Origin of the sequence: Bacillus sp. FSL K6-2819, assembly GCF_038008305.1 — a bacterium.
Lineage (GTDB): Bacteria > Bacillota > Bacilli > Bacillales > Bacillaceae > Bacillus > Bacillus amyloliquefaciens.
Genome location: NZ_JBBOYV010000001.1, coordinates 2882477 through 2907320 on the forward strand (window position 1 = coordinate 2882477; position 24844 = coordinate 2907320).

At 46.7% G+C, this 24844-nt stretch carries 21 protein-coding genes, 1 pseudogene and 1 other annotated feature; of the genes and pseudogenes, 8 read left to right on the forward strand and 14 right to left on the reverse strand.

Annotated features, from left to right (window positions below):
- Positions 1–16 precede the first annotated feature (16 nt).
- Complete coding sequence (locus MHH91_RS14995) at positions 17–1654, reverse strand: putative polysaccharide biosynthesis protein (protein ID WP_013353235.1); 1638 nt, start codon at positions 1652–1654, stop codon at positions 17–19.
- 207 nt (positions 1655–1861) lie between these two features.
- Here MHH91_RS14995 and MHH91_RS15000 point away from each other — a divergent pair, with 207 nt between their 5' ends.
- Both MHH91_RS15000 and opuD read left to right on the forward strand, forming a co-directional pair.
- Positions 1862–3127, forward strand: coding sequence for a BaiN/RdsA family NAD(P)/FAD-dependent oxidoreductase (locus MHH91_RS15000; protein ID WP_013353236.1), 1266 nt, complete (start codon positions 1862–1864; stop codon positions 3125–3127).
- 179 nt (positions 3128–3306) lie between these two features.
- Positions 3307–4845: a glycine betaine transporter OpuD gene (opuD, locus tag MHH91_RS15005; protein WP_013353237.1), complete on the forward strand. Its 1539-nt coding sequence runs from the start codon at positions 3307–3309 to the stop codon at positions 4843–4845.
- A 34-nt stretch (positions 4846–4879) separates the two neighbouring features.
- Here opuD and MHH91_RS15010 read toward each other — a convergent pair whose 3' ends face one another.
- Positions 4880–5062, reverse strand: coding sequence for a sporulation protein Cse60 (locus MHH91_RS15010; RefSeq protein ID WP_013353238.1), 183 nt, complete (start codon positions 5060–5062; stop codon positions 4880–4882).
- A gap of 199 nt (positions 5063–5261) precedes the next feature.
- On the opposite strand from MHH91_RS15010, the gene MHH91_RS15015 reads away from it, so the two are divergent.
- The 5 genes from MHH91_RS15015 to melA are packed head-to-tail and all read left to right on the forward strand — an operon-like array spanning position 5262 to position 10656.
- Positions 5262–6287 carry a LacI family DNA-binding transcriptional regulator gene (locus MHH91_RS15015; RefSeq protein ID WP_014470838.1) on the forward strand — a complete coding sequence of 342 codons (1026 nt, stop codon included), beginning with the start codon at positions 5262–5264 and terminating at the stop codon, positions 6285–6287.
- Positions 6288–6328: 41 nt separating this feature from the next.
- Entirely contained in the window at positions 6329–7606 is a 1278-nt protein-coding gene (locus MHH91_RS15020; RefSeq protein WP_013353240.1) for an ABC transporter substrate-binding protein, read from the forward strand.
- Positions 7603–8517 carry a carbohydrate ABC transporter permease gene (locus tag MHH91_RS15025; protein WP_013353241.1) on the forward strand — a complete coding sequence of 305 codons (915 nt, stop codon included), beginning with the start codon at positions 7603–7605 and terminating at the stop codon, positions 8515–8517. The genes MHH91_RS15020 and MHH91_RS15025 overlap by 4 nt, the downstream gene beginning before the upstream one ends.
- Positions 8514–9335: a carbohydrate ABC transporter permease gene (locus MHH91_RS15030; RefSeq protein WP_013353242.1), complete on the forward strand. Its 822-nt coding sequence runs from the start codon at positions 8514–8516 to the stop codon at positions 9333–9335. The genes MHH91_RS15025 and MHH91_RS15030 overlap by 4 nt, the downstream gene beginning before the upstream one ends.
- Positions 9336–9357: 22 nt before the next feature.
- On the forward strand, positions 9358–10656 hold the full coding sequence (gene melA, locus MHH91_RS15035; RefSeq protein ID WP_013353243.1) for an alpha-galactosidase MelA: 1299 nt from the start codon (positions 9358–9360) through the stop codon (positions 10654–10656).
- Positions 10657–10694: 38 nt separating this feature from the next.
- Here the strand turns inward: melA and MHH91_RS15040 are convergent, their stop codons facing one another.
- The 4 genes from MHH91_RS15040 to MHH91_RS15055 form a co-directional block, all read right to left on the reverse strand.
- The gene (locus tag MHH91_RS15040) at positions 10695–11174 is read right to left on the reverse strand and encodes a GNAT family N-acetyltransferase (protein WP_172800830.1); all 480 of its coding nucleotides are present in this window, start codon (positions 11172–11174) and stop codon (positions 10695–10697) included.
- Between the two features lie 87 nt (positions 11175–11261).
- Positions 11262–11573: a rhodanese-like domain-containing protein gene (locus MHH91_RS15045; protein WP_007613212.1), complete on the reverse strand. Its 312-nt coding sequence runs from the start codon at positions 11571–11573 to the stop codon at positions 11262–11264.
- Between the two features lie 116 nt (positions 11574–11689).
- A complete protein-coding gene (gene leuS / locus MHH91_RS15050; protein WP_013353245.1) occupies positions 11690–14104 on the reverse strand; it encodes a leucine--tRNA ligase in 2415 nt (804 codons plus the stop codon).
- Positions 14105–14212: 108 nt separating this feature from the next.
- Positions 14213–14426, reverse strand: a binding site (T-box leader).
- 102 nt (positions 14427–14528) lie between these two features.
- Positions 14529–14864, reverse strand: a complete 336-nt coding sequence (locus MHH91_RS15055) for a DUF4257 domain-containing protein (RefSeq protein WP_015418038.1) — start codon at positions 14862–14864, stop codon at positions 14529–14531.
- A gap of 389 nt (positions 14865–15253) precedes the next feature.
- Here MHH91_RS15055 and MHH91_RS15060 point away from each other — a divergent pair, with 389 nt between their 5' ends.
- Positions 15254–16039 (forward strand): STAS domain-containing protein, encoded by a 786-nt coding sequence (locus MHH91_RS15060; protein WP_013353246.1) that lies wholly within the window; start codon positions 15254–15256, stop codon positions 16037–16039.
- Positions 16040–16076: 37 nt separating this feature from the next.
- Here MHH91_RS15060 and MHH91_RS15065 read toward each other — a convergent pair whose 3' ends face one another.
- The 8 genes and pseudogenes from MHH91_RS15065 to MHH91_RS15100 form a co-directional block, all read right to left on the reverse strand.
- The gene (locus tag MHH91_RS15065) at positions 16077–17261 is read right to left on the reverse strand and encodes an MDR family MFS transporter (RefSeq protein ID WP_013353247.1); all 1185 of its coding nucleotides are present in this window, start codon (positions 17259–17261) and stop codon (positions 16077–16079) included.
- Positions 17262–17454: 193 nt separating this feature from the next.
- On the reverse strand, positions 17455–18174 hold the full coding sequence (locus tag MHH91_RS15070) for a YwaF family protein (protein ID WP_014470840.1): 720 nt from the start codon (positions 18172–18174) through the stop codon (positions 17455–17457).
- A 106-nt stretch (positions 18175–18280) separates the two neighbouring features.
- Positions 18281–20221, reverse strand: coding sequence for an ABC transporter permease (locus MHH91_RS15075; protein ID WP_014470841.1), 1941 nt, complete (start codon positions 20219–20221; stop codon positions 18281–18283).
- Positions 20214–20973: pseudogene (locus MHH91_RS15080) on the reverse strand (ABC transporter ATP-binding protein); the annotation flags it as partial. The pseudogene MHH91_RS15080 and the gene MHH91_RS15075, both read right to left, overlap by 8 nt.
- Before the next feature lie 103 nt (positions 20974–21076).
- A complete protein-coding gene (locus MHH91_RS15085) occupies positions 21077–22081 on the reverse strand; it encodes a sensor histidine kinase (protein ID WP_014470842.1) in 1005 nt (334 codons plus the stop codon).
- On the reverse strand, positions 22074–22769 hold the full coding sequence (locus MHH91_RS15090) for a response regulator transcription factor (protein ID WP_013353252.1): 696 nt from the start codon (positions 22767–22769) through the stop codon (positions 22074–22076). The genes MHH91_RS15085 and MHH91_RS15090 overlap by 8 nt, the downstream gene beginning before the upstream one ends.
- A 67-nt stretch (positions 22770–22836) precedes the next feature.
- Entirely contained in the window at positions 22837–24150 is a 1314-nt protein-coding gene (locus tag MHH91_RS15095; RefSeq protein WP_013353253.1) for an ABC transporter permease, read from the reverse strand.
- A complete protein-coding gene (locus tag MHH91_RS15100; protein ID WP_013353254.1) occupies positions 24140–24835 on the reverse strand; it encodes an ABC transporter ATP-binding protein in 696 nt (231 codons plus the stop codon). The genes MHH91_RS15095 and MHH91_RS15100 overlap by 11 nt, the downstream gene beginning before the upstream one ends.
- Positions 24836–24844: the final 9 nt, after the last annotated feature.

The following is a 24844-nucleotide window of genomic DNA, read 5'->3' on the forward strand; positions in this document are numbered from 1 at the left end:
GACTATTCATTATTCCTCAATGGGCGGAATGCCTGCCTCTTCTCAAAACGCGGGGCAGACGGTTTCCAAACATTTTCTGCAAAAATCCGATTCGGTACGCGGCAAACATGTACACCGCACCGCCGACAGCAGCACAGACAAAGACGACAATCGCCGCATGCAGCTGGCCGCTTTGGTACGTGACGAAAAAGCCGAGCAGCCATTGAGTCAGCTTGACCGCAACTCCCATCACGACGGATAAGACCGCAATTAAAATGACCCGTTTCATAAGCACTGTATACGAATAGCCCGCATGGCGCTTAATCATGATAAAACCGTACAGTAGAGAAGCGATATAACCGAGCGCCGTTGCCAATATGGCCCCGTCTCCCTGAAACAGCTTGATCAGCGGCACGTTCAGCACCACTTTTATAATGACGCCGATGAAAAGGCTCACGACAGCAAATTTCTGCTTATTAATCCCTTGCAGAATCGCGGCGTTTACGGTAAACAGAGAAAACAAAATCGCGACAGGCGCGTACCAGAACAAAATATCCTGTCCGATATCCGGGCGAAGGCTTTCAGAGCCGTAGAAGAACGTATAGGCCGGCCCCGATAACACGGACATCCCGACAACGGCGGGAATAACCAAAAACAGAATGATCTGCATCGTCTGGTTAATCTGCTGGTTCAAAAGCTTATAATTCCTGCTCGTAAATGATTCGGTAATCGTCGGAATCAGTGTCAGGCCGAATGCGGTCGCCAGTGAAACCGGAATCATCACAAGCTTCGGCACATAAAGAGTGACAATTGCCAGCATGTCCTGGCTGATGTCCTTATGGCCCGCCGCAATCATCGCTTTATTAAACGTATTCGTATCGATATAAGAATACAAAGGAATCGCCAGGCCGACAAAAACGTAAGGAGCTGCATAGCTGAAAAGCTCAATAAACATTTTTTTATAGCTTAAGTTTGCGGACGGGACGAGGTTCGGCTTCATCGCCAGAAGATCGCCCTTCCGCTTATTCCAGTAAATATAAAGGACGACAAGCCCTCCGAATGATCCGATCAGCGCTGCGAAAGTCGCATATCCGACTGCGATGACAAGGCCGCCGTTAATCACTCTTAAAATCAAATACGTCGCGCCCAATAAAAAGATGATCCGGGCAAGCTGTTCCACAACCTGAGAAACGGCTGTCGGCCCCATCATCTGATGGCCTTGGAAAAAACCGCGCACAAGACTCATAATCGGCACAACCAAAAGTGCCAGACTGACCATCCGGATGACATAAACGACGTGGTCAATCGTAAGTCCGTTATTACTCGTGCCGCCGAGAGATGTTTCCGCAAAAAACGGCGCCGAAATATAAAGAATCGAAAAAGCGATCATCCCGGTAACGAGCATAACCGACATTCCCGCTCTCAGCATACGCCTGCTCGTTTCATAGTCTCCTTTGGAATTATATTTCGAGACAAACTTTGAAACCGCGGCGGGAAATCCCATCGTGGCAATGTTTAAAAACAGTGTATATTGATTATATCCGTATTGAAACAAAGCTCCGCCCGTCGCTCCGACCATCGCTCCGAACGGGATCAGATAAATCATCCCTAAAATCCGCGATATATAGGTGCCGAGCGTCAGCACGAACGTGCCCCTTAACAATTTGCTTGACATGTTTCCTCATCACCATTTTCTACGAAGATTCAACTTTTCTATTTTAACACAACTGGGCAAATAGACGGTAATAATTACAGCGGAAAACTTCTTGGGAAAGCTCTAAAAAAACAAAATACGTTTAAGGAATCCCCTACTTTCGCTATAATAGCAGGAAGCGGACATTTCCGCCTATTATTACGCGAAAAAGAAAGTTGTTGATGAAATATGAAACATTTTGACGTGATTGTGATCGGCGGCGGCCCGTCCGGTTTAATGGCTGCGATTGCCGCAGGCGAAGAAGGGGCAGATGTCTTATTAATTGATAAAGGAAACAAGCTGGGACGGAAGCTGGCGATTTCCGGCGGCGGGCGCTGCAACGTAACCAACCGCCTCCCCGTTGAAGAAATCATCAAACACATCCCCGGAAACGGCCGCTTCTTATACAGCGCGTTTTCCGAATTTAACAATGAAGATATCATCGCCTTTTTTGAGAAACTCGGAATTCAGCTGAAAGAAGAAGACCACGGGCGCATGTTCCCGGTGACAGACAAAGCGCAAAGCGTTGTCGATGCGCTTTTGAACCGTTTAAAAGAACTGAATGTCACCATCCGCACAAATGAAAAAATCAAAGAAGTGCGGTACGAGAACGGCAGGGCTGCGGGCATTACGACAAACAATGACGAACACATTTCCGCCGGCGCCGTCATTATCGCCGTCGGCGGAAAGTCAGTCCCCCACACCGGCAGCACCGGAGACGGCTATGCATGGGCGGAAGCGGCCGGCCACACCGTGACGGAACTCTTTCCGACAGAAGTGCCGGTTACGTCCTCAGAGCCGTTTATTAAACAAAAAACACTTCAGGGGCTGTCCCTTAGAAACACGGCCGTCAGCGTCCTGAATAAAAAAGGCAAGCCTATCGTCACACATGTGATGGACATGCTGTTTACCCATTTCGGCTTGTCAGGCCCCGCCATTCTCCGCTGCAGCCAGTTTGTCGTCAAAGAACTGAAAAAGCAGCCCGAGGTCAAGCTCCGCATCGACCTGTTCCCCGGCATCAACGAGGAAGATTTATTTCAGCGGATGCATAAGGAGCTGAAAGACGCACCGAAAAAAGCGCTCAAAAATGCGCTGAAGCCGTGGATGCAGGAGCGGTACCTGCTTTTCCTTCTGGAACGGAACGGTCTTGATCCGCAAATCAGCTTTACGGAGCTGCCGAAGGATCAATTCAGGGCGTTTGTCAAAGACTGCAAACAATTTACGGTTGCTGCTGACGGAACGCTTTCTCTGGACAAAGCGTTTGTCACAGGCGGCGGTGTTTCCGTAAAAGAGATTGAACCGAAACAAATGGCGTCTAAAAAAATGGAAGGCTTATATTTTTGCGGAGAAATCCTCGATATTCACGGCTACACGGGAGGCTACAATATCACCTCAGCCCTTGTCACGGGGCGCCTCGCCGGCTTGAATGCAGGACGTTTCTCACACTCGCTGTAAGATGGTCTAAAGCACATTTACCTGAGCGCCCCCATTGAAAATTGACCAAAAACATGATAGAGTTTTCTGCGTTTTGTTTCACCTGATTGAGGGAATAGGAAGAAAGGAATGATCTGCAATCGTACGACCATACTAAAACAAAATGGCGTATCGAAAAAATAGTCAGAGGGTGAGAACGTTTGAAAAAGAAGAATATCTCCAGTGTTTTTTGGATTGTGATTGTTATCACAGCCGCTGCGGTTTTATGGGGTGTCGTTTCTCCGGACAGCCTGCAGCAAGTCACTGAAACAGCGCAAAATTTCATTACGGATTCTTTCGGCTGGTATTATCTGCTGGTCGTTTCTATATTTGTCGGTTTCTGTCTCTTTCTCATTGTGAGTCCGATCGGCAACATAAAACTCGGAAAACCCGGGGAAAAACCGGAATTCGGGTTATTATCATGGTTTGCCATGCTTTTCAGCGCGGGCATGGGAATCGGTTTGGTATTTTACGGGGCTGCGGAACCGATCAGCCATTACGCCATCAGCTCTCCCTCAGGTGAAACAGAAACGCCCCAAGCTTTTCGTGATGCGCTCCGGTACACATTTTTCCACTGGGGGCTGCACGCTTGGGCCATCTATGCGGTTGTCGCTTTATGTATCGCATATTTTCAATTCAGAAAAGACGCGCCCGGTTTAATCAGCAGCACACTGACACCGCTTTTAGGCGATAAAGTAAACGGGCCGATCGGCAAGGCAATTGACTGTATCGCCGTGTTTGCGACCGTTGTCGGTGTGGCGACAAGCTTGGGTCTCGGAGCGACTCAGATCAACGGCGGTCTGAATTATTTATTCGGCATTCCGAAGACATTTTCCGTTCAGCTGATCCTGATCGTTGTCGTGACCGTGCTTTTCTTGATTTCTGCGTGGAGCGGAATCGGCAAAGGAATTAAATACTTAAGCAATACCAACATGATACTCGCGGGTATTTTGATGATCTTTATGCTCATTGCAGGCCCGACGGTTTTGATTATGAACTCATTTACTGATTCTATCGGCCAATACATCCAAAATATCGTGCAGATGAGCTTTCGCTTGTCACCGAATGATCCCCAAAAGCGCGAATGGATTAACAGCTGGACCATTTTCTATTGGGCCTGGTGGATTTCCTGGTCGCCGTTTGTCGGCATATTTATCGCCCGGGTTTCAAGGGGCCGGACCATCCGGGAATTTTTAATCGGTGTGTTAGTGACACCTTGTATATTGGCTTTCTTATGGTTTGCAATCTTCGGTGTATCCGCTATGGATCTTCAGCAAAAAGGCGTTTTCAATGTCGCCGGAATGACAACGGATACGATGCTGTTCGGCGCACTCAGCCACTATCCGCTCACAATGGTGACATCCGTATTAACACTTGTTCTGATCGCTGTTTTCTTTATTACATCAGCAGATTCAGCGACATTTGTGCTTGGAATGCAAACGTCTTACGGCTCATTGGACCCGTCAAATCGGGTAAAAATCACTTGGGGCATCATCCAGTCCGCCGTAGCAGCGGTTTTATTATATTCCGGGGGTCTGGCCGCACTGCAAAACACGGCCATTCTCGCTGCGGTCCCGTTTTCAGTCGTGATCCTTCTGATGATCGTGTCTCTGTATAAATCATTAGTGAGCGAAAGAAAAGGAATCAAACAAGCGGAGAAATACCAAAAGCCGAGAAGTCCCCGCGTCAAAAAAGCATAATGCACAACGAAGCCCGGCATTCGCCCGGGCTTCTTTACTTTCGGTATAAAATGAGAGCGGAAAAACAATAAAGCTGCTCCCCTTCAGGATCACAGGCAGCCGCTACCGTATATTTAATATCGACGAGCTGTTCTTCGGAAATTCCTTTTAAAAATGAATTGACTTCAGTCTGCAGATCCTTTTCATGCTCCTCATCAAAAACAGCTATCTTCAGCATGTCACCCTCTCCTTTCTCTATCAATTTATTCCGGTTCAACTGAAATATGATAGAGAAAAACAGATTTCCCTTTTTACTGATTTTTACTAAAAAACTCCAAAAAAGTTGTTGAAAACGCTTACTAACATGTGATAATATCACTCTAACAATAACCAGGTCATTTCTATTTAGTAAATTTTTAGTAAAAAGGAGATGCGAAATGGTCCGTCTCAAAGATATTGCCTTACAGGCGTCTGTATCCAGCGCCACAGTATCGAGAATTTTAAACAGAGATGACTCTTTAGCCGTGACTGAAGAAACAAGAGAAAAAGTCCTGCGGATCGCCGATGAGCTGGGCTATCAGCCGTCGGCAAAAAAACGAAAAAACCGCAGCCGCAATGATTCTGCCCCCCTGATCGGCGTTGTCAGCTGCCTGTCACCGGAGGAAGAACGGCAGGACCCTTATTTTTCGGCGATCAGAAAAGGCATTGAAGAAGAATGTTTTCAGCAAAAAATTTTCATCACTTCTTCTATCCATCTCGGTTCTTTTCAAGAGCATATGTTTCACGAATTGGACGGTGTGATCGTAATCGGCAGCCTCCAAGACGAGGCGCTCACGAATATCAGCACCTCTTTCAGACACGCCGTATTTGTTAACGGCATACCTGATCCCGCCCGCTACGACTCCGTCAGCGTAGACTTTTATGCCGCAGCGCAGAAAGCGATAGAACATCTGCTGTCGCTCGGTTATCGGCGGCTTGGTTATATCGGCGGCCGGGAGCGGGAGCATACCGTGATAGACGGTGTAAACAGCAATCAAACAATTGAAGATAAGCGCCTGACCGCTTTCTTACAAATGGCCGGCGCCGAGCCGGAGCACGTGCTGGTCGGCGAATACAGCATGCACGAAGGTTTCCGGCTGATGAAGGAAGCCATCAAAGGCGGCAGTCTGCCCGACGCCTTCTTTATTGCAAGTGATTCGATGGCCATCGGCGCTTTAAAAGCCCTGCAGGAAGCCGGCCTTCAAGTCCCGCGCGATACAGCGATTGTCAGCTTCAACGGCATTGATGAAGCGGAATACGCCAGCACGCCTTTATCAACGGTAAAAGTATATACAGAAGAGATGGGCCGGACGGGTGTCAAATTGCTTCTTGACCGTTTGAACGGCAGGACCGTCCCGCTGGCCGTGACGCTCCCCACTTCACTGATTGTCAGACAAAGCTGCGGATCACAAGAAAGGAGGTGACGTTTCCCGCAGCATTTATATCATATTTAAAGGAGGAAAAGATGAAACGCTTACTGGTTTTGTTTCTTTCTTTTATTTGTATGATACTTCCCGGCTGTTCCGCGGGACAGAGCAGCGCAGGAGAAAAGCAGAAAACCTTGACCGTCTATTCCACTATATCCTCAGACAGCGAACGCGCCGTGTTCAGAGAATTGGCTGATTCATTCCAAAAAGAACATCCGGGCATTCAAGTAAAAGTTCATTTCCCAGGCAATGACTACGAAAATATGATGAGAGTCAGAATGGCGGCCGATGACATGCCCGATCTATTCGACACTCACGGCTGGGCCAAAATCCGCTACGGAGAATATACAGCCGACCTCAGCGGCATGTCTTGGACGAAGCGGCTCGATCCGAATTTAAACAGCATGCTCAAGGACGCCAAAGGCAGGATATACGCCTTCCCTCTGAATCAGGCAAAGGACGGGCTTGCTTACAACCGCACCCTTTTGGAAAGATACGGAATTAAACCGCCGGACACGATGGACGATTTCATGAAGGCGCTGAGACAGGTTAAAGAAAAAAGCGGCGGAACAGTCACTCCCTTCTGGTTTGCCGGCTATGAGAAAAGCTCATTTGCCCAATATTACGATCAATTCGCCGCACCGCTTCTCATCACAGATCCCGCTCACCGTTACAAAAAGCAGCTGTTAAACGGAACCTTCCGCTGGACACACTTCACCTATTTATCTGACAAACTGAAAGAGATGCAAAAAGAAAACCTGCTCAATACGGATGCCGTGACGGCAAAACGTTCCCAGCTGATTGATCTGATGGCGCAAAACAAAATCGCCTTTACGCTGCAGAGCGGCACCCTCGGCCAAGACGTCGCTCAAATCAATCCGAAGGTAAAAGTCGGCATCATACCGACCCCGGCAGTCCACAAAGGAGACGCACCGGTATGGATCGGGGGCGAACGTTATACGCTGGCGGCATCCAAGGATTCCTCTCGGCTGAAAGAAGCGAAACAGTTTATCGCATTTATGGCCCGTCCAGAACATGCAAAATCAATTGCCGAAGCGACCTCGCTTCCGGCAGGATTAGTGAATGTAAAGACGGACATTTTTTACGCAAATGACTATAAACGCTATCAGCATATTAAGGTGCAGCCTTATTTCGACCGCCTTTATTTGCCGAACGGAATGTGGGATGTGATGGGCACGGCCGGGCAGGAGCTGATGGCTGATATCTTAACTCCCTCAGAAATTTCGGCGAAACTCGGCAGGGAATATAAGCGGCTCCGTCTTCAATCTGATTCACAGGGAGCTGAAGAAGAATGAGTGATCTTGCAAGAGAAACCGCCGGATTTCAAAATAAAAAGCCGATTAAACCCGCGTCATTATGGTGGATGTACGTCCCTGCTCTTGCCACGGTTTTTATTTTCATGATTTTTCCGTTTGCCAAAGGCGCTTTTATCACATTTACAAACTGGAACGGCTTCTCACAGACATATCAATGGGTGGGGGTCACCCAATATAAAAGGCTTTTGACAGACCCGGACACATGGCTCGTTGTGAAAAACACTTTGCTTTACGGGCTCGGAAGCACTTTTTTTCAGAATATGCTCGGGCTTTTATATGCGCTGCTTTTGAATCAAAGCTTAAAAATGAAGGCGCTCACAAGAACGATCGTCTACCTGCCTGTCATTATCAGTCCGCTGATCATGGGATACATTTGGTATTTTATTTTCTCGTATGACGGGGGCGCGCTGAATGATGTGCTTGGCGCGTTGGGTATCGGTTCTGTCAACGCCTTGGCAAGCCCGGCGGCAAACCCGTGGATCATCGTCATGATTAACACCTACCAATACGCAGGCATTGCGATGATTGTATATTTGGCGGGCCTGCAAAGCATTCCGAAAGATTATTACGAAGCGGCAAAAATAGATGGCGCGGGAGGCCTTCAGCCGTTTTTCACCATTACCCTGCCTTTATTGATGCCGGCTGTCACCATCAATATGGTCATCAATATCATCGGAGGACTCAAGCTGTTTGATGTCATTTTCGCCCTGACCGCAGGCGGGCCGGGCAATTCCTCCCAATCGATGTCGACATTTATGTATGATTTATATTTTAAACGGCAGGATGCGGGATATGCCGCCGCCCAAGGCGTGTTTATGTCCGTCATTATTCTTGTCATCAGCTTTTCGGCTCTCGTGTATTTCAAACGAAAGGAGACGGAAATGTCATGAAAACAGTCCGAATGCGGATCTTTACCCTCTTGGCTGCCGTCATCTCATGCGTTCATATTGTCCCCTTTTATATATTGCTGACCACGTCATTAAAAGCAAAAGGAGACTACAGTTCAAAATGGTCGCTGCCCTCCGCTTTTTCATTTCAGAATTTCCGTGAAGCATGGGAGCGGGCCTCTCTCGGGCAATCTTTTCTGAACACGATCATCATTACAGCCGTTTCCGCCGCTTTGTTAATTTTCATGGGTTCGCTTGCCGCATATCCGCTCGCAAGAAGAAATACGAAGCTGAATAAAATCGTCTTCGGCCTTTTGATTTCAATTATGATCATCCCGCCTTTGACTTCCATGGTTCCTTTATACAAGATGGTCGCTGATGCGGGACTGATCAATACGCATGCCGCAGCGATTCTCATTAATACGGCTGCATATATGCCGCTGACCGTTTTCTTATATTCAGGATTTATCCGCTCTTCCATTCCGAAAGAGCTTGAGGAAGCGGCCAAGATGGACGGCGCCGGATTGATCAGGACTTTTTATACGATCGTGTTTCCCCTGCTGAAACCGATTACCGCAACGGTCTGCATTATTTCCTGCGTGTTTATCTGGAACGATTATCAATTTGCGATTTTCTTTTTACAAGATCAAAAGGTGCAGACGTTGACCGTGGCCATGGCGGGATTCTTCGGCGAAAACGCGAACAATCTTCACTTAGTCGCCGCAGCCGCAATTATGGCGATGCTGCCGATGGTCGTTTTGTTTTTGGCCCTTCAAAAATATTTTATCTCAGGGCTGTCCTCCGGGGCAGTCAAAGGCTGAGAAGAAAAGGGAGGAATTTCTGTTGAAGAAAATTACGTTTATCGGAGCGGGAAGCACGATATTTGCGAAAAATGTACTGGGAGACTGTTTACTGACTGAAGCTTTAAACGGATTTGAATTCGCGCTTTATGATATTGATGCTGTACGGCTGAAAGAATCCCAGCTCATGCTGGAAAACATGAGAGACCGCTATAATACGAGCGTATCCATCATTTCTTACGATGACCGAAAACAGGCGCTAAAACAGGCCGGCTATGTGATAAACGCCATTCAGGTCGGCGGTTATAAACCCGCGACGGTCATTGACTTTGACATCCCTAAGCGGTACGGCCTGCGCCAGACGATTGCCGATACCGTCGGAATAGGCGGCATTTTCCGTTCCCTTCGCACCATCCCCGTTTTATTTGACATCGCTAAAGACATGGAAGAGGTCTGTCCGGATGCGTGGCTGTTAAACTATACAAATCCGATGGCTTCTCTGACCGGCGCGATGCTCAGACATACAAATGTAAAAACGGTCGGCCTGTGCCACAGCGTACAGGTCTGTACAAAAGATCTGTTTGACTCACTCGGCATGGATCACGAAGGTACGGAAGAACGCATTGCCGGCATCAATCACATGGCTTGGCTCTTAGAGATCAAAAAAGACGGAATTGATTTGTATCCGGAAATTAAAAGACGCGCCCGCGAGAAACAAAAGACGAAACATAATGACATGGTGCGGTTTGAGCTGATGGATAAGTTCGGCTGCTACGTAACGGAATCATCTGAGCACAATGCCGAATATCACCCGTATTTTATAAAAAGCCGGTATCCGGAGCTGATAGATGAACTCCAGATCCCGCTAGATGAATATCCGAGAAGATGCGCAGAACAAATCAAAAACTGGGAAACGATAAGAGACGGCATCATCAACAATCAAAACCTGACGCATGAGCGCTCGAATGAATACGGTTCGAGAATTATAGAAGCGATGGAGACGGGCCGTCCGTTTATGTTCGGCGGCAATGTGCTGAATACGGGACTCATACCGAATCTGCCGGCGAAAGCAGTCGTTGAAGTGCCTTGCGCAGCCGTTAAAAATCAAATTATGCCTTGTTATTCAGGCGAACTTCCGGAACAGCTCGCGGCGCTTAACAGAACAAACATTAATACACAGCTTTTAACCATCGAAGCGGCCGTTACTTTAAAAAAGGAAGCCGTATATCAGGCGGCCATGCTTGATCCGCATACGAGCGCCGAGCTTTCCATGAATGACATCATCTCTTTGTGCGATGATTTATTTGAAGCCCATAAAGACTGGCTTCCGGCGTATCACTGATCATTCGCGATCCGGCCCCGGAGGGGGCTGGATCGCTTTTATATGTTCAGCACCAGTTTGACCGTCTGCAGGGTGTGTCCTTTAAAGTCTTCTTCAAATTCACATACCCGGTGAAACCCTTTCGCTTGATAAAAGGACAAGGCGGTGCGGTTCTCTTTTTCTGCATGGACATAAAGCTCTTTTATTCCGGCAGACTGTCTGATACATTCTTTAAGGAGTGACGTGCCTATCCCGTTTCCCTGAAAACCCGGATCAATATAAATAGCGGTCAGCTCCGCTTTTCCGTCTTTTTGAACCGGAGTGACATTTGCAAAGCCGAGTACTTTTCCCTCTTTTCCTTCTGCAACAAAGAACAGAGAATGCTGAAGCCGGCGTTCCATCATTTCATCCTGATAGGCGGATTTGAGAAACTGATCCTGAATGTGTCTGGGGATAATCCCTTCATACGTATGATGCCAGCTTCGTTCTGCGACTTGCCGGACCTGTTTGATATCACTTGCTTTCATAGCACGGATCATCGGTTTCACTTGATTCGCCTCCCGTTTTTTTCTATTAAAAAAGAAGAAAAAGACGTACGTTCCTTTTTCTTCTTTCACTACAAAACGTTATTTCTTCGGCTTTGTTTCGCCTTCCCACTCCAGCATGCCGCCTTCAACATTAACCGTACGGAAGCCCTGCTCATGTAAATACATGCAAACATTCATGCTTCTTTTTCCGGAACGGCAGATAAATACATATTCTTTGTCCTTGTCTAACGCATCCATCTTCTCAGGGATGTCTCCCATGCGGATATGAACAGCCTGCGGAATCATTCCTTCGGCTACTTCTTCATCTTCTCTGACATCAATCAGATACAGCTCTTCTCCCGCTTTTAATTTCTCTTCCAGTGCGGCTGTGCTGATTTCATTTATTTTCAATGTGTGACACTCCCATTCGTCTTAATGATTTTAAGTATACCAAAGCCTGCGGGGCAATTTCTATGCTAGAGGCCTGATAAAAAAACCCCTCTTTTTATGAGAGGGGCTTCGCCCGGTCAGTTTGCCACAATATTGACAAGCTTGCCCGGTACGGCAATGATTTTTCGGATCGTTTTTCCTTCAAGCTGCTCTTTCACTTTTTCGTCAGCTTGTGCGAGCTGTTCTAATGCCGCTTTATCGGCATCAGCCGGAACCATTAATTTCGCTTTTACTTTTCCGTTCAGCTGGACGACGATTTCCACTTCATCATCAACCAGTTTTGATTCGTCATAAGCAGGCCAAGCTTCATATGCAATCGAACCTTCGTGGCCGAGTTTTTCCCACAGTTCTTCCGCCAAATGCGGGGCAACAGGAGAAAGCAGCTTCACAAAGCCTTCCATATATTCTCTCGGCAGTTCATTCGCTTTGTAAGCTTCATTAATGAAGACCATCAGCTGAGAAATGCCTGTGTTAAAACGAAGGGCTTCGTAGTTTTCCGTCACCTTCATGACTGTTTCATGGTAGACGCGTTCAAGAGTTTCTCCCGCGCCTTCTGTCACTTTGCCGGTAAGCTCTCCGTTTTCCTCGATAAACAAACGCCATACGCGGTCAAGGAAGCGGCGGGCTCCGTCAAGGCCGGATTCAGACCAGGCGATAGATGCGTCAAGCGGACCCATAAACATTTCGTACAGGCGCAGCGTATCTGCTCCGTGAGACGCCACAATTTCATCCGGATTGACGACGTTTCCGCGGGATTTACTCATTTTTTCATTATTTTCCCCGAGAATCATTCCTTGGTTATACAGCTTTTGGAACGGCTCTTTCGTCGGCACGACACCGATATCATAGAGGAATTTATGCCAGAAACGAGCGTACAGAAGGTGAAGCACGGCATGCTCCGCTCCTCCGATGTAGATATCGACAGGCAGCCATTTATCCAGTTTCTCAGGTGAAGCGAGCTGATCCGGATTTTTCGGATCGATAAAGCGAAGGAAGTACCAGCAGCTTCCCGCCCATTGCGGCATCGTGTTTGTTTCCCTTCTGCCTTTTCTGCCCGTTTCAGGATCAGTGACTTCCACCCACTCTTTAATGTTGGCAAGCGGTGATTCACCGGTTCCGCTCGGTTTGATCTCATCGGTTTTCGGCAGAATCAGCGGCAGCTCTTCCGCAGGAACGGCTGTTGACGTGCCGTCTTCCCAATGAATGACCGGAATCGGCTCGCCCCAATAGCGCTGACGGCTGAACAGCCAATCACGCAGACGGTATGTCACTTTTTTCTCACCGTTTTTCGTTTCTTCAAGCCAGGCGATCATTTTTTCAATCGCTTCCGCTTTATTCAGTCCGTTCAAAAAGCCGGAATTGACATGCTCTCCGTCTCCCGTGTACGCTTCCTCGTCTGTGTTTCCGCCTTTTACGACTTCTTTGACAGGCAGGCTGAACACTTTGGCGAATTCAAAATCGCGTTCATCATGCGCCGGCACGGCCATAACAGCGCCCGTTCCGTAAGTAGCAAGAACATAATCAGCTATCCAGATCGGCAGCTTTTCACCGTTTGCCGGGTTTACGGCATATGCGCCCGTGAAGACGCCCGTTTTTGTTTTCGCAAGATCCGTCCGTTCCAGATCACTTTTCGCCTGAACTTCTTTAATATAAGCGTCTACCGCTTCTTTTTGTTCAGCCGTCGTAATGGCTTCAACAAGCTCATGCTCAGGAGCCAGAACGGCATAAGCCGCGCCGAACAGCGTGTCAGGTCTTGTCGTAAACACCGTGAACGTGTCATCAGTGCCGTCGATTGCGAAATGCACGTTTGCGCCTTCAGAACGTCCGATCCAGTTGCGCTGCATGTCTTTAATGCTTTCAGGCCAGTCCAGATCTTCTAAATCTTCAAGAAGCCTGTCCGCATAAGCGGTGATTTTCAGCATCCATTGTTTCATCGGGCGGCGTTCAACCGGATGTCCGCCCCGCTCGCTTTTGCCGTCAATGACTTCTTCGTTTGCAAGCACCGTTCCGAGTGCCGGGCACCAGTTGACAGGCACTTCGTCTACATAAGCGAGACCTTTTTCGTACAGCTTGGTGAAAATCCACTGCGTCCACTTGTAGTAGTCCGGATCAGTCGTATTGATTTCACGATCCCAATCATAAGAAAAGCCGAGCGATTGGATCTGGCGGCGGAAATTATCTATATTGTGTTTCGTGAACTCAGCCGGATCATTCCCTGTGTCAAGCGCGTATTGCTCGGCAGGAAGCCCGAACGCGTCCCATCCCATCGGATGAAGCACATTGTACCCCTGCATGCGTCTCATACGTGAAAGAATATCGGTTGCCGTATAGCCTTCCGGATGCCCGACATGAAGGCCGGCTCCTGAAGGATACGGGAACATGTCAAGCGCGTAAAACTTCGGCTTGTCATTCTCTTCACTGGCGGCGAATGTTTTATGCTCCAACCAGTAATTCTGCCATTTCTTTTCTATTTTTTCGTGCTGAAAACTCAACGCAAAAACCTCCTTCTGATTGAATACGGCGTATGTAGTCCAAGTATTGACGGGATGAGAAAGATTATATTCAGATTATTCTAAAACTAAAAAAACTCCCTCATCCCAAAAAGGGACGAGAGATTTTTGTTTCCCGCGGTACCACCCTCGTTAGCGCGGTTTTTAGCCGCACTCACTTGATACTTTTAACGCAGTTATGCGTCAGCGGTTTTGCCGCTGCAACTCTGAGGCGAGTTCGGAAACAGACTTGATTGACTTGCACCGGCCGTCAACTCTCTGACTGCAAAATCTGCTTCTTACTGCTCCTCTTCACTGTTCTTATCGCTACCGTAATCTTACCTGTATTTTATAGAATTCTGTTCATAAGTGCAAGCAGGTTTGTATACAATGGGAATGTACCCAGAACGGGTCATGAGCGGGGATATTATTTTGATGGAGGATTTTTTTGCTGGTGTGGTTTTGCTTCGGCCGAATCACTGTTTTGTTCCCTGACAAAATCAAAGCTTCTGAGAACAGCTTCTCCGCCGTAGCCTGCGATTATGGATAAGATGACGAGTTGAATTCCTGAATCGGGGTCAGCGGATAAGACAAGTAAGATGGAAGCAGCCATTCCGATAAAACCATCTTCCAAAAAACCGAGATAGATAAACCGCTTTGTCATTCTGGGTTTCTCCAGCCTGCCTCTCTTTTTCACATGACCGAGAACCCCCATGATTCCTCCAATTACACAAGCAATAATTACCTGATGCAGCATCTTCATCACCTTCCTAAAGCCCTTATTTAGTAAAGCGACTTCAGGCCATCCAGCCCCCTTACGAATACGATGATTTTCGATATCTACATACCGGCGAATGAGCAGGAAAGTAAAAAGCTTGTTTCTTCCATTATATGTGAACACATGATCGGTAAGCTTGATGCATTAGATTCATTTTTCACCCAGTGACAATGACCTAGTCACTTACTTAGCGGCGATATACCTTCTCCTTATATCTTCAGTGTATATGAGGACAAGCCCGAATGACAAATCGCAAACTTCGGCTGCTTGAATCAGAACATATGTTATGCTACGGTTACTGTAGATTCATTTAAAAAGGGGAGAAACAACGGCTGAAAAAAGCGCACAGCTTTACGGCCAAAAGGGGGTTTTATATGGCTGACTCAAATGTATTCGGAAAACTGGAGCAGCTGGAGCTTATCAAAAAGGCGCTTGATCACGCACGCATCGGCGTGGTGATTACAGACCCCTCTCTTGAGGACAATCCCATCATATATACGAATCAGGGATTTATGGATATGACTGGCTATTCTTCCGAAGAGATATTAGGTAAGAACTGCAGATTTCTGCAAGGCAAAGAAACCGACCGAAAACAAGTCGCGAAAATAAGAAAAAGCTTAAAACATAAAGAAAAGATCACGGTGCGGCTGAAAAATGTAAAAAAAGACGGCACCCCGTTTTGGAATGAACTCAATATTGATCCTCTTTATGTTGAAGACAAGCTCTATTTTGTCGGTTTTCAAAAAGACATCACAGAGCAGAAAGAATACGAAAAACTCCTTGAGGATTCCCTCGCAGAAATTACGATGCTGTCAACGCCGATTGTTCCGATCAGAAACGGCATCTCCGCCTTGCCGTTAGTGGGGAACTTAACAGAAGAACGATTTGACTCAATTGTGACAACTTTGACGGACATATTAACCGCATCTAAAGATGATTACTTAATTATAGACTTATCAGGTTTGGCCGAGGTGAACGAACAGACCGCGGACCGGATTTTCAAATTGCACCACCTGCTTAAATTAATCGGCACAGAATTAATCATCACCGGTATCAAGCCATCCCTTGCCATGAAAATGAATCAGCTTGATGCCAATTTTTCTTCATTTAAGACCTATTTAAATGTTAAGGACGCAGTCAACGTGCTTCCTGTCGTATAAACAAAAATCCCGCCGAAACGGCGGGATTTTTTTGACGTCATCGCACTTGGACGTTTTGTTTATGAACAGCTTTCAGGCGTTTGTCGTAAAGCACCGTCGCTGCGATGCTGACGACAAGAAGCACCATCAGGATCAAGAGCAGCACGCTCATGCCGTACTGATCAACCAGCACGCCGCCAAGGAGCGGGCCGATCATTCTGCCGCCCGTCGCAGCGCTGTTGACGAACCCTTGGTAAAACCCTTCTTTTCCCTTAGGCGCAAGCTGATTGGCAATAGTGGGAACGGCAGGCCAGACAAGCATTTCTCCGATCGTTAAAATCACCATCGCGGTGAGGTACATCGGAAATTGCTTGGCGCCGAGAAGCACGCCGAACGAGACGATAAAAATACAAAAGCCGATGACCATCTGCGTTTTTAACGCACCGGACCATTTTTTCAGAACAACTCCTATAAGAGGCTGTCCGGCGACAATTAATATTCCGTTTACGGTCCAGAGCACACTGTATAATGAAAGCGGCATACCGATGCTTTGAGTATGTGACGCAACGGTTGTGGACCATTGCGAATAGGCAATCCACCCGAGAACATACCCGCCGCTCAGTATAAGGAGCGCCGTAAATTTCGTTCTGCTGCTGACAGGCTCGTAGTCCAGAACAGAGACCTGGCCCGCATTTCCGGTTTTGATATTTCGAAAACCGAAAAATACAATAAGGAAAAACAGCACATACAGCAAGGCATTGGCTAAAAACACGTACGTAAACGAGTACGCCGCAACCATTCCTCCCAGTGCGGAACCGACAGCGACACCTGCGTTCTGAGCTACATATATCGCATTAAAAGCTCTCCGCCCGCCTTCTTTCCAGACCGCTCCCGCCATGGCGTAGCTGGCCGGGAACACGATGCCGGAACCGAACCCGACAATGATGAGCAGCCAAATATAAACGGGCCATTGGTGAAACAGTACAAGTCCGAGAAGACTTGCCAAAGTGATCATAATGCCCAACATAATGGATTTGAATCCGCCGATTTTATCAAACAAAAATCCGCCGCATAAATTCCCCGCTACACTGGCTCCGGAATTCAGCATCAGAACAATCCCCGCAACAGTCAGCGATTTCCCTAAATGATTATGAATATAGATCGTATTCAGCGGCCACAAAAAAGATGCGCCCGTCACATTGATAAACATTCCGATGATTAATATCTTCAAAGCGCGCGGCATACCGATCCCCCTTTCTCTATAAAAAAATCCATGAAAAAACGGAAACCGCAAGCTGCAGCTCCGTATCGGTCGTTATCATAGCACATTCATTCTATCCCCGCGGACGCCTTTTTTCAACATAAGAATCTGAAAAAAATAATGCCGGAATGTTGAAAAAATTACAAATGATTGGATTCACAAAAACAGCCCGCCATCATGCTCTTTTCTTCAGCAGCCAAAACGGGATATACAGAATGAAAAAGCTCAATATCACCGCCGCTTCCATTGAAAGAAGATACCACGGCCAAGGCCCGAAAACATTCAGAAGCGAAGCGGTCTTCGGTTTTTTCATTAAATAAAGGTAGTTCGCATTCAGCACACGATCAATAAAAAAGACACACGCCCCGTACAGATTGACGATCAGCACTGACACCCAAAGTGCGTGCACCGACGGTCTGTACTTTTCTGCACTGGCCATAAATAGACAGGCAAGAAAAACACAGCCGTGAGAGACGAAAAACACGATATACCGAAAATGAGGGAAGGTATACGCCCCTAAATCAGGCGTAGCCATCGCCTGTATGGCGCTGCCCAAACCGGCAAAATAGAGGAAGGCGAACAGCTTTTTGCTTTTTGTCATAACCATCAGCATCGCCAAATAGACGGATAGGTCGCTCAGCTGCAGCGGCAGAGATGTTTTCAGCGACCAGGCATGATGAAAGAGCAGCCATATATGGTAGCAGATCTGCGACACGGCAAGAAGAATGAACAGCACATATCGGAAAACGCGATTCGGCCGGCCGTGATTGAGCTTTTTCCGTAATATGATCACGAACACTCCCAGCAATCCGATGATGAAAAGCGTGAAAATGTGTTCCGCAGAAAAAAGATGAAAGGCCCCTGTTTCAGATTTCAATTGAAAATATTTCTGCATAAGGCTCCCCCGCGCGAATAAATGACGTATGTCTATTCTTTTAAAAATCGCTTTCTTCTATTCATGCAAAAAAAGCCTCCGCTGTGCGGAGGCTCCTCAACTTATTTTACAATGCGGATTGAATGACTTTTTTATAATAAAGCACCGACAATATGCCAAATATGGAATACAGCAACGTATACAGCGCCATGACCATGATCATCGGCGTCCACACCTCGGTTCCGAATAAAAACCATCCTGACTGAACGGCGAAATAGCTGTGGAAAAGCCCGAGAACGAGCGGAATGCCGAAATGATACGCCTGCTTCCGGCGGATGCCTTTCAGCAGATCTCCCGTTGTGAAACCGAGCTTCCGCAATATCGTGTAATCAGCCTTTTCATCCTCGCACTCGCCCATTTGTTTAAAATAAAGGATACACCCTGAGGTGATCAGAAAGGTTAAGCCCAAAAACCCGACGATAAACATGATCAGCCCCATGTTTTTCTTTTGGGTGTCAGCCGTTTCAAACTGTGAAAGCGCGCCGTCTGAATAGCGCTGCGCCTGAAACAGGTCATCAGCTTTTTGGACGTCCTCTTCATGTTTGAGTGTAATGCCGAAAAATTGATTTGATTTTCCCTGGATGGATGGGTCGATATCTTTCTCAATCCGGTCAAATACATGCTGCGTGACAATAACGGTCGGCAGTCCTCCGCTTGTGAATGTATAAGACAGGATGAAGTCGTTCTTCAAGCCCTTATACGCGAGCGGTATTTTATCCGTTTTGCCGTTTACTTCAATGGAACCCGACGTTTTTAGGTCGAGAAATTTTTTCATCATATCATTATATCCGGTAAACACAGCTTCTCCGTCAGAAAGTGCCACCCCTTCCGCGTCTTTCTCACTTACAATCGGCAGCGCCAAGTGGGATGGGTCTTGTTTAAAACTTTTCATATCACCGTTTATGATGTTCTTCATATTGACACCGGCCTGAATGGTCTTGATTGTCTTCACTTGATACCCAATTCCGTTTTTTTTCAATAAGGCGGTAAATGAGTCAGCCTCCTTTTGGTTATCAAACGCAAAGTCAGCCGCCGTATTTTGCTCGGCTGATTTTTCCGCAGAGTAATACGAAATATAGCTTAAAGACAGTAAACCGATTGACAGCGCCGAAAGAGTCGTAATAATCGTCAGCAGTACGGCGTTAGACTTCATCCGGAACATGATGGATGACAAAGACAGCACTTCACTGACATTCAGATACCCGCCCTTTGATTTTCTGATAAGGTTAGCCAGAAAGCTGACCGAACCTTTATAAAACAAATAGGTTCCGATAATCACAGATCCGAGAATAAACACCATTGCCGAAAACAGTTCATTCATGGTCGTAAAACTGCCCCCGAATAGTTGAGCGGACACCGCATAGCCTGCGATGATGGCCGCAATACCGATAACGCCGATTGTCATCTGCAGCCAAGAGAGCCGCCTTATGCCGCTTTCTGACGATGACGCAGCTTTAAATAAAGACAAAATGCTTTGCCGTTTAATAAATAAGTAATTCATCATCATAATCAGCACATAAACGGCCCCGAACACAATCAACGTCTGAACGAGCGCCCTGCTTGAGAAAAACAAGGAGACAGCGGCTTTTACACCGACTGTATGGAACAGCATCATCATACATAATTTCGAAAGAGAAAAGCCGGCAAAAATACCGATCCATATCGACCCGAAATACAAAATAAAATTTTCTGTGCTGAGTATGCGGAAAATGTGCATTTTCGTCATGCCGATTAATCGGAATAAGCCGATTTCCCGGCCGCGCCGTTTAATAAAAATAGTGTTGGCGTATAAAAGAAATACCGACACAATCGCCACAAGCAGAATGGAGGCGGCCCGGATCGCCGCCGCTCCTTTTATGGAGCTTTTCATTTCATCAAGCGCCGGATCGTATTGCATTGTGACAAAGGCGAAATAAAGGGCGGCGCTGAACACCAGCGCGAAAACGTAAAGATAATAGTTTTTCATATTCTTTTTCAGGTTCTGGAAGATCAAATGATGAATGCTCATGCCTGAACCCCGCCCAACACGCTTTGTGTTTTCATAATATCCTGAAAAAAGTCCGGTCTCTCCTGACCGCCTTTATTCAGCTGTGTATACACACGGCCGTCTTTAATGAAAACCACACGTCCGGAATAGCTGGCGGCAACCGGATCATGCGTCACCATCACAATGGTGGCGCGGCGCTTCTGATTCAAACGGCTCAGTTTATTCAGTAAATCCGAGGCAGCCTTAGAATCGAGCGCTCCGGTCGGCTCATCGGCAAAAATGATGCCCGGCTCATGGATAACAGCTCTTGCGGCAGACGTCCGCTGTTTTTGCCCGCCGGAAATTTCACTCGGATACTTATGTCTTAAATCATAGATGCCAAGCTCCTCTGCCGTCTCGGCAAATCGCAGATCCGCCTCTTTTTTAGACATTTTCGTAATGGATAACGGCAGGAGTATGTTTTCTTTCACGGTCAGCGTATCCAATAAGTTATAATCCTGAAAGATAAAGCCGAGATGCCGTTTTCTGAATTCGGCAAGCTGTTTTTCCTTCATGGACGTAATCTCCGTCTCATTCACTTTAATGGTACCCGCGCTTACTTTATCAATGGAAGAAAGCACATTCAAAAGGGTCGTTTTCCCTGATCCTGACGGGCCCATAATACTGACGAATTCCCCTTTGTGGATCTGAAGATCAATTCCTTTCAGCACCTCTTGTTTATTCAGCTTATTTCCATAGCTTTTGCGAATATTGCCTGCTTCTAAAATCACCACGTTACGATTCTCCTTTTTACATTGGTTATATTTATTGTAAGAACAGGAGCCGTTTTTTTCGTTTGATTAAGCGAACAAAAGAGAAAAGCATGTGACACTTTTGTCACACGCTGAACGTGCTGACGGCATCGTTCTGCTTCGGAAACACCAATGTAAAAACCGTGCCTCGTTTCGGCTCTGATCGTACACTGATGCGGATGAGAAGCGGGACCGCAGCTTTTTGAGCCAAATACAGGCCCATCCCGGTTGACGCGTGATCACGGCTCATTCGCGTTGAAGTAAACCCCTTTTCAAAAATGCGCGGAAGATCTTTAGGCTTGATGCCGATGCCGCGGTCTTCGATATCCACATGCACCCGGCCGTTGTGTTCATAGCTTTTTACGGTAATATCATCCGCTTCACTGTATTTGACGGCATTGCTTAACAGCTGTCTGATGATGAAGGACAGCCATTTCCCGTCACTGAGAACGTCTTGTGCCTCAAGCTGAATGTCAAACCCGATTCCTTTCTGTATACACCATGATTGCAGGTTTTTAATTTCGTTGAAAACGAGAGGACGGAGCTGAACGTGCTGAAATGATAAATCATTTTCAATAAAGGTCAATCGTTTCTGATGAAGCTGCTGGTCAAGGAGATGGTGAATCCGCAGCCATTCATACTGCAAAGGAGCTTTTAGCGGCTGTTCATCCAAGCGTTCGATCATAAGGTTCATCGCTGTCAGCGGTGTTTTGACTTCGTGAATCCACGACATCAGCTCATCTTTCTCATGCTCTGAGGCCGCCTGGAGATGAAGTGAGCTTTTTCTCAATTGCTCTGTCTGCCCTTCGATGCTTTCTTCAATGATGGATTCAAACGGACTGTCTGGCTTTTTCAGATAAGAAATGTCTAAATTGGCGTCCCATTCTGTTAAGCTTTTATAAAAAGCGGTCTCTTTGCGATAGCGGAACAAGAGAAACACAAGAAACAGAAGAAGCGATAGATAAATGAAATACAGCACCGATAAAAACGGAATGGATGGATCAATATATGCCGCAAAAAGGAGCACGGCCTGCTGAAAAAGAAACATCGCGATCCAGCTTTTTCTTTCAAGCAGAAATGATTTAATCATAAAGACCGTCTTCTTCCTTCGCGATGTACCCCTGCCCCACTTTGGTTTCAATCATCTTCCCGATGCCTAATTGATCAAGTTTTTTCCGCAGCCGATTGACATTCACCGTCAGCGTGTTATCACTGACGAAACGCTCATCATTCCACAAGCTTCTGATGAGTTCTTCGCGGCTGACGATTTTATTTTTCTGCTCGGCCAGCAGTTTTAAAATCAGCATTTCGTTTTTGGTCAGCTCAACTGAACCGTTTTCATGGCTCACCATGTTTGTTTCAGCATCAATGGCAGCCCCGCTCCACCTTTTGATGAGCGCCGGTTCTGCATTGTATTGATACACCCGCCGAAACACGGCTTGTATTTTAGCAATCAAGACGTCAAAATGAAAAGGCTTCTGAATGAAATCATCTGCTCCGAGCTGCATCGACATGACCATATCTGCGGGATGATCCCGCGAGGACAAAAACAGAATCGGCACGTTTGATTGGGAGCGTATCATTCTGCACCAATGAAAGCCGTCAAATTTCGGCAGCTGCACATCAATCATCACCAAATCGGGCTTGATTTCGGTAAATTCCCGGGTAACCCGGCTGAAATCCTTTATCCCGTGCACCGCAAATGACCAGCCCGTTAATCTCTCTTTCATCTCGTGAAACAAAGTGTTATCATCTTCTATTAACAAAATATGAAACATTTGTATACACCCTTTTTCTGTCTGATAGAGGAAAAACCGGCTGTTGTGTCCAGCCGGTTCTTTCTCTTTACAATTCTCTTCTTAACGCGGTCAGAACGTTGGTTTTTGTCGCTTTCCGGGCCGGATTCATACCCGAGATCACCGCGACTCCCGCACAAATGACAACTGCGATTACAACGAGGCTGAGCGGGATATAGGAGAAGGTATAATGAAGATCTTCAGCTCCGGTCTTTCCCCCTACCGCTTTCAAAATAACCGGCACAGCCAGATTGACGGCAAAACTCACTCCGTAGGAAATAATAATCCCGATCACAGATCCTAAAATCCCGATATAGGCGCTTTCCATCAGAAACATTCTGCGGATGATGGACGGGCTTGCGCCGATCGCTTTCATAATCCCGATTTCCTGCGTTCTTTCTGTAACCGCCATTGTCATCGTGTTGAAAATACCGATGGCAGAAATCAAGACGGCGATAAAGCCGACAAAGATCAGGCCGATTTTAAAGACGAGGAAAAATGTGTTGACGCCCTGCAGCTCGGTTGTGACGGACATGACTTTATAACCGTCATCACTCAAATCATTCGTTAACTGTTCAACATTGTCAAATTTGTCGGCGTAGACTTTTATGCTTTTTTCAGCATTTCCGCCTTTCAGATCTAAGAATTTCGAAAAGTCCTTTTTGAATTGATCACTGATAAAAATATTTGTATCCTCCATCCACTCTTGGGACGGTTTTTTTGTTATTCCGACTACCTTAAAGTCGTACGTTTTGGTTCCTTCCGTTTTTCCGGTATCATTGTTCGTTTTTGAGATGCTCAGCTGGATGGTTTTATTCAGCAGATCCTCCGTATAGCCTGTTGGCTTTTCCACATCCGAGACATTGTCTTGATGATCCTTTAATTCTTTGTTGTATTCATCTGCCTCTTTTTTCGTCCATAGGTTCTTCGCGAAATTATAGCCGACCACAATTTCATTTTCTGATTTGGCGACTCTTCCCCGATCAAGCTCCATATTGGCTTTGACTTCGTCTTTCATGTTTGTCAGCACTATAGCTGAATCTTCATTTGTTCTGTTTCCCAATGTCGCTTTATTCGGTTCATACACTTGGGTTCTTTCAACGACAGACTTGACATTCTTATATTTTTCCAAGTCTGATTTCTTTACGGCTTTTCCGTTCTCCTGGCCGAGCACATTGATTTCCGTCACAATCTGCTGGCTCATGGTAATGTCTGTAATCGTTTTTTGAATCCCGAATCCGACGGAGGACAAGACAACTAAAAACGCGCACGCCATTGTCGTCGCCAGCACCGTCATGAAAACACGCAGCCGGTTTTTCTTCATATTTCTTCTGATAAAGTGAACCTGATCCTTAAATCTCAACTGTAACGCCCCCTTTTAATACACCGTCATGCAGCTGGAATTTTGAATGAGCAATGGAAGCGACTTCATCGTCATGCGTAATGATGACAAATGTAATTCCGCGCTCCCGGTTCAGCTGCTGAATTAATGCAAGCACCTCAAGCTCCGTTTCTGAATCAAGGCTTCCCGTCGGCTCATCGGCTAAAATAATCGACGGATTTAAAATCAGCGCCCTTGCGATACTGACACGCTGCTGCTGACCGCCTGACAGCTCATTCGGATAATGATTCGCATGATTTTCAAGACCGACCCGTTTCAGCATATCCGCGACTTTCTGCTTGCGTTCAGAAGGTTTTACGCCTTTGAGGGCAAGCGGCATTTCAACATTTTCATAGGTTGTCAGACTCGGAATGAGCTGAAAACTTTGAAAAATGAAACCGAAATGCCCAAGGCGGAACTGCGCCCACTCTTTTTCACTGAAGCCTGTCACATCAGTGCCGTTAATGACGATACGGCCCTTCGTCGGTGCTATATAGCCGGAAATTAAATTCAGAAGCGTTGATTTTCCGGAACCGCTCCGCCCGACGATACAGGCGATTTCCCCTTTTTCAACGGTCAAAGAGACATCCTTCAGCACCGGAACCGCACTCTCTCTGCCTTTCCTGCCGATTTTAAATGAATGATCGATATGCTGTACATCTATCACGTAAACCAC